Below are 13,426 nucleotides of genomic sequence, written 5' to 3' on the forward strand. Positions count from 1 at the left end.
CGCTACCTGTTGCGCAAATGAGGCAACAGAATGGCTTTGGCGCGCGTGTTACACTGACAGCGTTGGCAAATCCAGCCTGTTCAGCGCATTTCTTGAGAGGGCGCACAGCCTTCAGGATGATAGTCTGGCGTTCGAATCATCCCCAGGTCCAAAATCGGAGTCTGCGATGCGCCGAACCACTGCCTGGCTGGCTGCCGCCGCGTTTATCGCCCTTGCGCCGCAAACCGTGCTGGCGGCACCCAAACACGGCATCGCCATGCAGGGTGAGCCGGCGCTGCCGGCGGATTTCGCGCATTTTCCCTATGCCAACCCCGATGCGCCCAAGGGCGGCGAGATCACCTATTGCGTGGTCGGCACGTTCGATAACCTCAATCCGTTCATCATCAAGAGCCTGCGCACCACCGCGCGCGGCGTGATCGATACAATCTACGGCAATTTCGTCTTCGAGCCATTGATGCAGCGCAATGCCGACGAGCCTTTCGGTCTCTACGGACTGCTTGCCGACACCGCCGACATGGACGACGAGCGCAAATCGATCGAATTCCATCTCGACCCCAACGCCAAATGGTCGGACGGCCAGCCGGTGACGCCCGAAGACGTGCTCTTCACCTACGAAGCCTACACGACAAAAGGCCGGCCGCCCTATTCCGACCGGATGAAGAAGGTGGCCAAGCTGGAAAAGACCGGCGAGCGCAGCGTGCGCTTCACCTTCAACGACAGGGCCGACCGCGAGTTTCCGCTGATCATCGCAATGACGCCGATCCTGCCCGCTCACGCCTTCAAGCTGGACACCTTCGACCAGACCACGCTGAAGCCGGTGATCGGCAGCGGCCCCTATGTCATCGACCAGGTGGTGCCGGGGCAGCGCATCGTGTTCAAGCGCAACCCGGCCTATTGGGGCAAGGACGTTCCCGCCAAGCGCGGCTTCGACAATTACGACAAGGTGACCGTCGAGTACTTCATGAACTCCAACGCGCAACTGGAGGCCTTCAAGAAGGGCCTGTGCGCCATCAGCATGGAGGTCGATCCGGTCAAGCGCGACCGCGACATGGATTTCCCGGCCTTCAAGGAAGGGCGAGTGATCGCGGAGAATTTCACCAGCGGCATTCCGCCGGTGGTGACCGGCTTCCTGTTCAACACCCGGCTGGAAAAGTTCGCCGACCCGACCGTGCGGCGGGCGCTGGGCATGCTCTACGACTTCGAATGGGTCAACAAGAACCTGTTCGGCGGCAAGTTCAAGCGCACGATGAGTTTCTGGCAAGGTTCGGAGCTTTCGGCACTCGGCCATCCGGCAAGCGAGAAAGAAAAGGCGCTGCTGGCCCCCTTCCCCGGCAGGGTTCCCGACGATGTGATGGACGGAACATGGCGGCCACCGGTGACGGACGGGTCGGGACAGGACCGCAAGGTGCTGCGCGCGGCGTTCGATATGCTGAAGGGCGCCGGCTACAAGATGAGCGATGGCGCGCTGCATGACCCGAAAGGCCGGCCCTTGGCATTCGAGATTCTGACCTCATCACAGGACGAGCAGCGGCTTGCCGCCGTCTACCAGCGCACTTTGGCGAAGATCGGCATCGACGTGACGATCCGGGCGCTGGATGGCGACCAGATCCAGGCGCGCAAGCAGCGCTTCGACTTCGACATGCTGATCGGCGCAACCGGGTTCAACAACTCGCTTTCGCCCGGCATCGAGCAGATCGGGCGCTGGGGATCGGAAGCGGCGAAAACGGAAGGCTCTTTCAATCTTGCCGGCGTTGCGGACCCTGCCGTGGACGCGGCGATGGACGCGATGGTGAACGCACGCGACAAGGACGATTTCGTCGCAGCAGTGAGGGTGCTCGACCGGTTGCTGATTTCAGGGGCCTATATGGTTCCGATGCAGCACAACAGCGAACAATGGATCGCGTATTGGGCCTACCTTGCGCACCCGGACAAAACCTCGCTTTTCGGGTATCAGTTACCTACATGGTGGCGGAAGACGAACTAGGTTTGGGCCGTTAAGGTCTCTGAACCCGCCATTTCTGCCGGATTTCCCTGAAAGGACGACCATGACCAAGCCGACCGCCATTACCGTGGACGTGGTGTCCGATGTCGTATGTCCGTGGTGCTTCATCGGCCAGAAGCGACTGGACAAGGCAATAGCGACAGCAGGCGATGTCGAGGTCCACGTTCGCTGGCGGCCGTTCCAGCTCGATCCAACCATTCCGCGTGAAGGCAAGGACCGGCGCGACTACATGCTGGGCAAGTTCGGCAGCGAAGAGCGCATTCGCGAAATCCATGCCCGTATCGAGCCGTTGGGAGAAGCAGAGGGCATCAATTTCGCCTTCGACGCCATCAAGGTCGCGCCCAATACGCTTGACGCGCACCGGCTTATCCGCTGGGCAGGCGCCATGAGCGAAGAGGTGCAGAACCGGCTGGTTCGGCGGCTGTTCCAGATCAATTTCGAAGAGGGCGGCAATCTCGGCGATCACGCCGTGCTGATCGAGGCCGCGCGCGAAGCGGGAATGGATGTATCCGTTGCCGAAGCGCTCTTGCCGACGGACGCAGACGCGGAAGCCGTCCAGAACGAAATCACGACGGCCTCCCGCATGGGTATAACCGGCGTGCCGTGTTTCCTGATCGAAGGCAAATATGCGGTGATGGGCGCTCAGGATGCCGCAACGCTGACCGACGCCATACGGCAGGTTGCGGCGGCGAAGGCGAACGGGGAACTGGAGAGGGCAGATTAAGAGCGAGGGACGACTTTACATTGTTGCAGGATTTGGACGATCGCAGCAAAGTCGGTAGCATATTCTCGTTTCAGACGACCACGAGTATTCGTCACAAGATCGTAGTAGTTTATTTCGACGAGCTTTATACCGTACTGGGGTAGCATGGCTCGCCGTCGCTCATCATAAATGCGCCGTTGTTCGCCTCGGGTGACTCCACTTACCGTCAACCGACTAGGTTTGTCGAAGTGCGCAACGGGTTTTGAATGCTGCAACTCGCGATACTCGATAACCAAAGAATGTTTTTCATAGTATGCGTCCAGCGGCAGACGCCGCCCTATGCTATTTTTGCCAGGATCACCCCTTAGGAAATCAAAACGCGCCTGCCTTCGGGCGTTATACCCGAGGATTTGGTCACAAAGATCAATGACGTAGAATTCGTCTCTCATGGTCGCCGTCGAAACATGATCTCTCGGCTGCGGCTTTTTCCAATAGTTCCACAAGTCTGCGTCCAGCAACACCCCTCATCCGAGCGAAGCGAGGTCGGATGAGAGGTGTTTTTCTCTACGCCGCTAGCTTGGCCAGTTGCGTCATGATGACGGCGGAGCCGGCGAGCCGCTTGTCCGAATTCGGCCAGTCGCGGATGAAGACGACCGACTGATCCGGCCTGATCTTGGCCATGGAACCCTGCTCGGCGATGAACTTGACCAGTCCGGCGGGGTTCGAGAATTCGCGCTTGCGGAAGTGGATGACGACGCCTTTCGGACCGGCGTCGAGCTTCTCGACATTGGCCTTGCGGCAGAGCGCCTTGATGAAGACGATCTTCAACAGGTGCTTGACCTCTTCGGGCAGCGGACCGAAGCGGTCGATCAATTCCGCGCCGAAAGCGTCGATCTCTTCCGGCGTTTCGAGATCGCCCAGACGGCGGTAGAGCGCGAGCCTGAGTTGCAGGTCCGGCACGTAGCCTTCCGGGATCATGACGGCGGTGCCGACCGCGATCTGCGGCGACCAGCCGCCATCCTGCACCTCACCGCTGTCCTTTACCTCGGCAACGGCCTCCTCCAGCATCTGCTGGTAAAGCTCGAAACCGACTTCCTTGATGTGGCCGGACTGTTCCTCGCCAAGCAGGTTGCCTGCCCCGCGGATATCGAGGTCGTGGCTGGCAAGCTGGAAGCCTGCGCCAAGCGTGTCCAGTGATTGCAGCACTTTCAGGCGGCGGTCGGCGGTGTCGGTGAGCTTCTTGCGCGCCGGCAGTGTGAACAGCGCATAGGCGCGCACCTTCGAGCGCCCGACGCGGCCGCGCAACTGATAGAGCTGGGCCAGACCGAACATATCTGCACGGTGGATGATCAGCGTGTTGGCGGTCGGAATATCGAGACCGGATTCCACGATGGTGGTCGACAAAAGCACATCGTACTGGCCGTCATAGAAAGCGTTCATGATGTCGTCGAGTTCGCCGGGCGGCATCTGGCCGTGGGCGACGGCAACTTTCAGTTCCGGCACGTTTTCGCGCAGGAAATCCTGGATTTCGGAAAGATCGCTGATGCGCGGCACGACATAGAAGGAATGCCCTCCGCGATAGCGTTCGCGCAGCAGCGTTTCGCGGATGACCAGCGGATCGAAGGGCGAGATGAAGGTGCGCACCGCCATGCGATCCACTGGCGGCGTGGCGATCAGCGACAGTTCGCGCACGCCGGTCAGCGCCAGCTGCAAGGTGCGAGGGATCGGCGTGGCCGAGAGCGTCAGCACATGCACGTCGCTCTTCAGTTCCTTCAGCCGCTCCTTGTGCTTGACGCCGAAGTGCTGCTCCTCGTCGATGATGAGCAGACCGAGCCGCTTGAACGAAATTGACGAACCAAGCAGCGCATGGGTGCCGACGACGATGTCTATCGTGCCTTCGGCGACGGCCTTCTTGGTCTCGGCCAATTCCTTGGCACCGACCAGCCGCGAAGCCTGGGCAACGCGAACCGGCAACCCGGAGAAACGCTGCGAGAAAGTCTTGAAATGCTGGCGCGACAAAAGCGTGGTGGGCACCACGACGGCGACCTGGAAGCCTTCCATGGCGGCGATGAAGGCGGCGCGCAGCGCGACCTCCGTCTTGCCGAAGCCGACGTCGCCGCAGACCAGCCGGTCCATCGGCCTGCCGGCGGAGAGATCTTCCATGACGGAATCGATGGCGGTCTGCTGGTCGTCGGTCTCCTCGTAGGGGAATCTTGCGGCAAACTCGCCATAAAGGCCGTCGGCTGGGATCATCGCAGGGGCGGCGCGCATCTGGCGCTCGGCAGCGATGCGGATCAATTGGCCAGCCATGTCGAGCAGGCGCTTCTTCAGCCGTGCCTTGCGGGCCTGCCATGCGCCGCCGCCCAGCTTGTCCAGCGTTGCTTCGGCTGAATCCGAGCCGTAACGTGACAGAAGCTCGATGTTTTCGACCGGCAGGAACAGGCGGTCGTCGCCCGCATAGTGGATTTCGAGGCAATCGTGCGGCGCACCCACGGCCTGTATGGTCTTCAGGCCGATGAAGCGGCCGATGCCGTGATCGGCGTGGACGACGATGTCGCCGGACGACAGCGACGCCGCCTCGGCAATGAAATCGGACGCCTTCTTCTTGCGCTTGGAGCGGCGGATGAGGCGGTCGCCAAGGATGTCCTGTTCGGCGACGACCACCAGTTCGTCTGTCTCGAAGCCGGTTTCGAGCGGCAGCACGGCAAGACCCGCCTGCCCTGCCTCGAGCTTTTCCACCTCGGCCAGCGTTGCGACGGGCTTCAATCCGCCAAGATGATGTTCGTCGAGGATCTGGGTCAGCCGGTCGAGCGAGCCTTCGGTCCAGCCCGCAACGACGACGCGGCGCTTTTTGGCGCGTTCCTCGGCAATGTGCCTGACCACCACGTCGAAGACATTGGCGTTGGGATCGGCGCGCTCCTCGGCAAAGCTGCGACCGGCGCGCGAACCGCCATGGAACACCTTGCGCCCGCCCGCATCGGGGGCGTCGAAGGGCGTGAACTCGATGGCAAGTCGATCCTGCAGCGCGGCCGAGACATCGTCCGGCGAAAGATACATGCGTGACGGCTCGACCGGCTTATAGGGCACCGCCTCCTTCAGCGCGCCGCCGGCCTGTGCCTTGCGCGCCTCATAGTGGTCGAGGATCAGCTTGTGGCGCTCGGCAAGCGATTCATGCGTCAGGTGATCGAACACCACGGGCACGTCCGGCAGATAGTCGAACACCGTCTCAAGCCGCTCATAAAACAGCGGCAGCCAGTGTTCCATGCCGGCAAAGCGGCGGCCTTCGCTGACGGCTGCGTAGAGCCCGTCATCGCGCGACGGCGCGCCGAAGGCCTCGATATAGGCGCGGCGGAAACGGCTGATGGTTTCAGGCGTCAGCGCCACCTCGCTCATGGCCTGCAGCGACATGGCGTGGCGCTGGCCGGTGGTGCGCTGGCTGGCGACATCGAAGGCGCGGATCGATTCCAGCGTATCGCCGAAGAAGTCGAGGCGCAGCGCTTCGCTCCAACCCGGCGCGAAAAGGTCGAGGATGCCGCCGCGCACGGCGAATTCGCCGATGCCGCGCACTGTCGGCACGCGCTCGAAGCCGGAGGTTTCCAGCCGCGCCACCAGCCTGTTCATGTCGATCTGGTTGCCGGGCTTGGCATGGAAGGTTTGCGCCTCGACCAGATCGGCAGGCGGAATGCGCTGCAAAAGCGCATTGGCGGTGGTGAGAATGACGGCGCGGTGTGGCTTGGCCGCCAGCGCGATCATGGCGGTCAACGCATCGAGACGGCGGGCGGCGACCTCGGAACCCGGCGACGCGCGATCATAGGGCAGGCAATCCCAGGCGGGCAGTTCCAGCACCGGCAGGCCGGGCGCGACGAAGGAAAGCGCCTCGACGATGGCAGGCAGGCGCTGGCCGTCGCGGGCCACGAACAAAAGCGGCCCATCAGGGTTGGCCTCCTTCAGCGCCTGCGCGATGGCAAAGGCCTCATAGCCGTCGGCAACGCCGTCAACGATGAATGCGCCAAGGCCGGTCTTCGGCAGGCCGATTTTTGGAATGAGGCTCATGAAAGTGCTTTTCGAATGCTGGCAGTCAGACGGATACATCCCGCGCGGCGATGACCTTGTTCAGGATCGGCAGGCCGAGATTTTCCGGGATCGGCTGCTGGCCGGTGATCCACGGCAAAAGATCGGTGTCGGAGATGTCGAGGAGCCTTTCATATTGGTCGATCTCGTCGCCGGTCAAGACGCCGATCTCGGCGTCGGCGAAGCGGCCGAGGATGAGGTCCATCTCGCGCATGCCGCGATGCCATGAGCGGAACAGAAGCTTGGCGCGGCGGGGCTCCAGCCCTTCGCTTGTTCTCGTCGTTCCGGTCATATGCGTGTTCCTCGTCGGCTGGTTGCGCATATAGCGTGGATAGAGGCCGGTGTCAGCCTTGCAACGCGGCTGACGAACCCTAATCTGCGGCCATGCGCCCTTCCCTGCTCGATCCGCTGTTTGCGCCTATTACCTCGCTGGCCGGCGTTGGCCCGAAGGTGGCGACGCTGATCGAGCGCGTGCTGCCGGTGGACCTTGGCGAGCGGTCGGCGCGCGCGGGCGACTTGTTGTTCGTGCTGCCCAATTCGGTGATCGACCGCCGCAGCCGACCGGGCATCGCCTTCGCCGCCGAAGGTGCGATCGTGACGCTCGAGGTGCGCATCGACCGGCACCAGCCGCCCCCGCGCGGCAACAAGTCGGTGCCCTACCGGGTCTATGCGCATGACGATACAGGCGAGATCGCGCTGACCTTCTTCCATGCCCACGCCGCCTATCTGGAAAAGGCGATGCCGGAGGGCGAGCAGGTGCTGGTTTCCGGCCGCATGGCGTGGTTCAACGGTCGCCCTTCGATGGTGCATCCGGACCACATTGCGCTGGCCAGCGAAGCGCACAATCTGCCGCTGGTCGAGCCGGTCTATCCGCTGACGGCGGGGCTCTCGGGCAAGGTGCTGCGTCGCGCCGTCAGCCAAGCGCTGGAGCGCGTACCAACGCTGCCGGAATGGCAGGACAGTGCCTTCATGCGCAAGCAGAGCTTTCCCGATTTTCGCTTAGCGCTGGAACGTGTGCACAACCCCGCCGACCCGCTCGATGTGGCCGTGGAAGGCGCTGCGTGGCGCAGGCTCGCCTATGACGAACTGCTTGCCGGTCAAGTGTCGCTGGCGCTGGTGCGGGCAAAGGTGCGTCGGCTTTCCGGACGACCGCTGACCGGCGATGGTCGTATTGTCGAAAAGCTGCGCGCCGCACTGCCCTATTCACTGACTAGATCGCAGGAAGCAGCGCTTGGCGAAATCCTTGCCGACCTTGCCGAGCCGGAGCGTATGCTGCGCCTGCTGCAAGGCGATGTCGGCTCCGGCAAGACGGTGGTAGCGCTGCTTGCCATGGCGCGCGCGGTGGAGGCCGGCGGACAGGCCGCGCTGATGGCGCCGACCGAAATCCTCGCCCGCCAGCATCTTTCGACGATCGCGCCGCTGGCCGCGCAGGCCGGCTTGAGCACCGCGATCCTGACCGGCCGCGAAAAGGGCCGCGAGCGCGCGGACACCTTGGCGGGACTGGCCGACGGCTCGATCGACATTGTCGTCGGCACGCACGCACTGTTCCAGGAAAGCGTGACGTTCAGAAACCTGGTCTTTGCGGTGGTGGACGAGCAGCATCGCTTTGGCGTGCATCAAAGACTGGCGATCACCGCCAAGGGCGATGCGCCCGACATGCTGGTGATGACGGCAACGCCCATTCCACGCACGCTGGTTCTCACCGCATTCGGCGACATGGATGTTTCCAAGCTGACCGGAAAGCCGGCCGGGCGGCGTCCGATCCGCACCGTCACCTTGCCGCTCGAGAGGCTGGATGAACTGGTTGGGCGCATAAGCGATGCCGTGGCGGAGGGCCAGAAAATCTATTGGATATGCCCGCTGGTCGAGGAATCCGAGGAAGTGAAACTGATGTCGGCGGAGGATCGTTTCGCGTCGCTGAAGCCAGTATTCGGAAGCAGGCTCGGGCTCGTCCACGGACGCATGAAAGGCGCAGAAAAAGACGAGGCGATGCGGGCGTTCAAGGAAGGCGAGACGCGCGTATTGATCGCCACAACGGTCATCGAAGTGGGTGTCGATGTGCCGGATGCCACCATCATGGTGATCGAGCACGCCGAGCGCTTCGGGCTGGCGCAACTGCACCAGTTGCGCGGGCGGGTCGGGCGCGGCGACAAGCCCTCCTCCTGCGTGCTGCTGTACAAGGACCCGCTCGGCGAAACCGCAAAGCGCAGGCTGTCCGTCATGCGCGAGACGGAAGACGGCTTCGTCATCGCGGAGGAAGATTTGAAGCTGCGCGGCGAGGGCGAAGTGCTGGGCACGCGGCAGTCGGGAACGCCGGGCTTCCAGATCGCCCGCATCGAAGCGCATGGCGATCTTCTCGAAGCAGCGCGTGACGATGCCCGGCTGATCCTGTCGCAAGACCCGGAACTCCAGAAGGAGCGCGGCGAAGCTTTGCGGCTGCTGCTCTATTTGTTCGGCAGGGATGAAGCGGTGCGCTTGCTGCGCGCCGGCTGAGCTTCTTCCAATGTCGGATTGGAAATCTTGATCGACCCGCCTTTTGGACCGGTCTGCTTGGTCTTGAGGTCCGGGGCCACCAAGCCAGCCGAAACGATCAACCGCGCGCCTTCCTCGATGGTCATGTCCAGCATGACCACCTCGGATTTGCGCACATACATCAAAAAGCCCGTGGTTGGATTGGGCGTACACGGCATGAAGACGGCGAGCAGCGGATCGTCGCCGGCATCCAGCTTCTCGTTGATCTCGGTCTGTTTCTCGCCGGGGACGAAGACCAGCGACCACACGTCCTTGCGCGGATACTCAACCAGCCCGACCGCTTTGAACATGTCGCCCTTGTTGGACAGGATGGTTTCGAAAATCTGTTTGAGCGAGCGGTAGATACCGCGCACCAGCGGCATGCGGCCAAGCAGGCGCTCACCGAAATTGACGATGGCGCGGCCGACAATGTTAGCGGTGAGGAAGCCGATCAACGTGATCAGAACCAGCGCGACGATGAGGCCGAAGCCTGGAACCGCGAATGGCAGGTAGGTGTCCGGGCTATAGCGGGAGGGGATATAGGGCTTGACCCACGAATCGACCCAGCCAACGAACGACCATGTGAGATAGGCGGTGATCGCCAGCGGGGCGCAGACGATGAAGCCGGTCAGGAAATAGTTCCTGAGCCGCGTCATGGCTGAAGTCTTGACTACGTCCGACATCGCTCCCCGCTTCGTTGCGGCGCAACATTAGGCGAGCGGGGCCCTGTTTGGAACAGCGAAGTTGGTCTTGCCCTATTCCACCGTCACGGACTTGGCGAGGTTGCGGGGCTGGTCGACGTCGGTGCCCATGAACACGGCGGTGAAATAAGCCAGCAACTGGATCGGCAGCGCATAAACGATGGGCGAGATGATTTCCGGCACATCCGGCAAGATGATGGTTTCGAGCGTATTCACACTCGCCTGGGCCGCGCCCTTGGCATCGGTGATCAGGATGATCTTGCCGCCGCGCGCAGCCACTTCCTGCATGTTCGAGACAGTCTTTTCAAAGATGCGGTCGTGCGGCGCGATGACGATGACCGGCATCTTCTCGTCGATGAGCGCGATCGGACCGTGCTTCAGCTCACCAGCCGCATAGCCTTCGGCGTGGATGTAGGAAATTTCCTTGAGCTTGAGCGCCCCTTCCATGGCGAGCGGGAAGTTGGTGTCGCGGCCAAGGTAAAGCACATGCTCGTAGCGGGTGAGTTCGCGGGCCAGTCTTTCGATCTGGCCGTCGAGGCTATTCAACACCTGGTTGGTGTAGCGCGGCGCTTCGGAGAGTGCGCGCACCAGCGCCTTTTCCTCGTCCGCGGAAATGGTGCCACGGGTGGCGGCAGCATGCACCGCAAGCGACGCCATGACCGACAGCTGGCAAGTGAACGCCTTGGTGGACGCAACGCCGATTTCCGGACCCGCCAGCGTCGGCAAGGTTACGTCGGCCTCGCGGGCAATGGTCGATTCGCGCACGTTGACGACCGCGCCGATCTTCATGCCCGCCTGGCGGCAGTAGCGCAGCGAGGCCAGCGTATCGGCGGTCTCGCCCGACTGCGAGATGAAGAGCGCGGCGTCCCCGGACGACAGCGGCATTTCGCGATAACGAAACTCCGAGGCGATATCGATATCGACCGGCAGGCGGGCGTAACGCTCAAACCAGTACTTACCGATCAGGCCCGCCAGATAGGCCGTGCCGCAAGCCGAGATGGCGAGGCGATTGATCTTGGCAAAGTCGAACGGCAGGTCCAGCGGCTTTGTCGCGCCGTTGGTGAAGTCGAGATAGTTCGCCAGCGTGTGCGAAATCACCTCCGGCTGTTCATGGATTTCCTTTTCCATGAAATGGCGGTGGTTCCCCTTGTCGACCAGATAGGAGGTGCCAAGCGACTGCTGGCGCTTGCGTTCGACCGCCTTGCCTTCCATGTCGAAGATCGACACGTCGTTGCGACGCACCACCGCCCAGTCGCCATCCTCCAGATAGGTGATGGAATTGGTGAAAGGGGCAAGTGCGATGGCATCGGAGCCCAGGAACATCTCACCCTGGCCGTGGCCAACGGCGAGCGGCGGGCCGTTGCGGGCGCCGACGATCAGGTCTTCATCGCCCTTGAACATGATGGCGAGCGCGAAAGCGCCCTGCAGGCGCTTCAAGGCATTGTGGGCCGCTTCCACCGGCTTGGCGCCGCGCGCCATTTCGCGCGAGACCAGATGGGCGACGACCTCGGTGTCGGTCTGCGAAGAAAACTGGTAGCCGTCTGCAATCAGCTCGGTGCGCAGTTCGGCGAAATTCTCGATGATGCCGTTGTGGACGATGGCCACGCCGTTGGAGAAATGCGGATGCGCATTGGTTTCGTTCGGCACGCCATGAGTAGCCCAACGGGTGTGACCGATGCCGATGGTGCCGGACAGCGGCTCATTCTTCAGCCGGGTTTCCAGGTTGACCAGCTTGCCCTCGGCCCGGCGGCGGGACAACTCGCCGCGCTCGATGGTGGCGACGCCAGCCGAATCGTAGCCGCGATACTCAAGGCGCTTCAGCGCATCGACGATCAGCGGCGCCACCGGCGAATGGCCAACAATCGCTACAATCCCGCACATTTGCCTTGCCCCTGACCCGATATTCGATGTGCGCTGTTTAGGAAGCGCAGTTCATCCGAGAAAATCACATTGCGTTTCGCCACGTAGCAATCACCTGGATTGCCGCAGCACATCATGTTTCCAGATTGGCGTTGCAATCCAGTTAGCAGAATTGCTTACTTTTTCGCAGCTTCGGCGCGGCGGGCGCGCAATTCCTTTGCCTTACCGGGCATCGTCTTCTGGCGGGCGCGGCCAAACGCCAGCGCATCGTCGGGGACGTTTTCGGTGATGACGCTGCCGGAGGCAACATAAGCGCCGTTGCCGATCGAAACCGGGGCAACCAGCGAGGAATTCGAACCGATGAAGGCGTTTTCGCCAATTTCTGTGAGGAATTTCGAATAGCCGTCATAGTTGCAGGTGATGGTGCCGGCACCAATGTTCGCGCCCGCGCCGATCACCGCGTCGCCGATATAGGTGAGGTGGTTGACCTTCGCGCCCTTCTCTACCACGGCCTTCTTGACCTCGCAGAAATTGCCGACCTTGGCCTTGATCTTGAGATCGGCACCGGGCCGCAGACGGGCGAACGGGCCGACTTCACAGCCCGACGCGACCTTAGCGCCTTCCAGATGGCTGAACGCGTGGATGGTCGCGCCGCCCTCGACGGTGACGCCCGGACCGAACCAGACATTGGGCTCGACCACCGTATCCGCGCCGATTTCTGTGTCGTGAGAGAAATACACCGTCTCGGGTGCGATCAACGCGACACCGGAAAGCATGGCCTCATGGCGACGGCGCTTTTGCCAGATGGCTTCTGCCGCAGCCAGTTCGGCGCGGTTGTTGATGCCCAGTGCATTTTCAAAGGTCGCCTCGGTGGCGACGACATCGAGGCCGCGCTGGCTGGCGATTTCAACGATGTCGGTGAGGTAATATTCACCCTTGGCGTTGGCATTGCCGACAGTATCCAGCAACCCCAGTGCGTGCTTGCCGGCAATCGCCATCAAGCCGCCATTGCAGAAGGTAATGGCGCGCTCTTCGGCACTCGCATCCTTTTCCTCGCGAATGGCTATGAGCTTGCCGCCCTTCTCGATCAACCTGCCGTAGCCGGTCGGGTTGTCGGTGCGGAATCCGATGACAACCACCGCGGCACCTTCGGCAAGCTTCAAGCGGGCGACGGTCAGCGCGCCGGGATCAATCAGCGGCGTATCGCCAAACATGACGAGGATATCATCGTGGCCGCGTTCGATTGCCGCGCGGGCAGCCAGCACGGCGTGGGCCGTGCCGAGGCGCTTTTCCTGCACGAAGGTTTCGGCTTTCGGTGCGAACTTTGCCGCCGCATCGCGCATCTGGTCCGCGCCATGGCCGATCACCAGCGCGAGATTGCCTGCACCCGCCGTTTGCGCAGCCCTCACCACATGCGCGACCATCGGCAGGCCGGCAATCTTGTGCAGCACCTTCGGGACAGCGCTTTTCATGCGCGTGCCCTCGCCGGCGGCAAGGATGATCGACAGGCAGGTACGTTGGCTCATGGATGATAACCGGGAAATGAATTGCACGGATCAGCGCTATGTAGCACCGCCG

General features: G+C 62.3%; 9 protein-coding genes. 3 read left to right on the forward strand and 6 right to left on the reverse strand.

The window, feature by feature from the left end; all coding sequences use genetic code 11:
* Positions 1-166 precede the first annotated feature (166 nt).
* Positions 167-1,984 (forward strand): extracellular solute-binding protein, encoded by a 1,818-nt coding sequence (locus ACODTY_RS12200; RefSeq protein WP_488994532.1) that lies wholly within the window; start codon positions 167-169, stop codon positions 1,982-1,984.
* Between the two features lie 61 nt (positions 1,985-2,045).
* Positions 2,046-2,726, forward strand: a complete 681-nt coding sequence (locus ACODTY_RS12205) for a DsbA family oxidoreductase (protein ID WP_488994533.1) — start codon at positions 2,046-2,048, stop codon at positions 2,724-2,726.
* Here the strand turns inward: ACODTY_RS12205 and ACODTY_RS12210 are convergent.
* The 3 genes from ACODTY_RS12210 to ACODTY_RS12220 are packed head-to-tail and all read right to left on the reverse strand — an operon-like array spanning position 2,723 to position 7,068.
* On the reverse strand, positions 2,723-3,223 hold the full coding sequence (locus ACODTY_RS12210; RefSeq protein WP_488994534.1) for a hypothetical protein: 501 nt from the start codon (positions 3,221-3,223) through the stop codon (positions 2,723-2,725). The genes ACODTY_RS12205 and ACODTY_RS12210 overlap by 4 nt on opposite strands.
* Before the next feature lie 46 nt (positions 3,224-3,269).
* Complete coding sequence (gene mfd, locus ACODTY_RS12215; protein ID WP_488994535.1) at positions 3,270-6,758, reverse strand: transcription-repair coupling factor; 3,489 nt, start codon at positions 6,756-6,758, stop codon at positions 3,270-3,272.
* Between the two features lie 25 nt (positions 6,759-6,783).
* Positions 6,784-7,068 (reverse strand): FAD assembly factor SdhE, encoded by a 285-nt coding sequence (locus ACODTY_RS12220; protein ID WP_488994536.1) that lies wholly within the window; start codon positions 7,066-7,068, stop codon positions 6,784-6,786.
* A 92-nt stretch (positions 7,069-7,160) separates the two neighbouring features.
* On the opposite strand from ACODTY_RS12220, the gene recG reads away from it, so the two are divergent.
* Complete coding sequence (gene recG, locus ACODTY_RS12225) at positions 7,161-9,269, forward strand: ATP-dependent DNA helicase RecG (protein WP_488994537.1); 2,109 nt, start codon at positions 7,161-7,163, stop codon at positions 9,267-9,269.
* Here recG and ACODTY_RS12230 read toward each other — a convergent pair.
* The 3 genes from ACODTY_RS12230 to glmU form a co-directional block, all read right to left on the reverse strand.
* Positions 9,221-9,970, reverse strand: coding sequence for a DUF502 domain-containing protein (locus ACODTY_RS12230; RefSeq protein WP_488994538.1), 750 nt, complete (start codon positions 9,968-9,970; stop codon positions 9,221-9,223). The genes recG and ACODTY_RS12230 overlap by 49 nt on opposite strands.
* A 72-nt stretch (positions 9,971-10,042) precedes the next feature.
* Positions 10,043-11,869 carry a glutamine--fructose-6-phosphate transaminase (isomerizing) gene (gene glmS / locus ACODTY_RS12235; protein ID WP_488994539.1) on the reverse strand — a complete coding sequence of 609 codons (1,827 nt, stop codon included), beginning with the start codon at positions 11,867-11,869 and terminating at the stop codon, positions 10,043-10,045.
* Between the two features lie 155 nt (positions 11,870-12,024).
* Positions 12,025-13,374 carry a bifunctional UDP-N-acetylglucosamine diphosphorylase/glucosamine-1-phosphate N-acetyltransferase GlmU gene (glmU, locus tag ACODTY_RS12240; RefSeq protein ID WP_488994540.1) on the reverse strand — a complete coding sequence of 450 codons (1,350 nt, stop codon included), beginning with the start codon at positions 13,372-13,374 and terminating at the stop codon, positions 12,025-12,027.
* Between the last annotated feature and the right edge of the window lie 52 nt (positions 13,375-13,426).

This window comes from Mesorhizobium sp. FG116, from assembly GCF_057809835.1.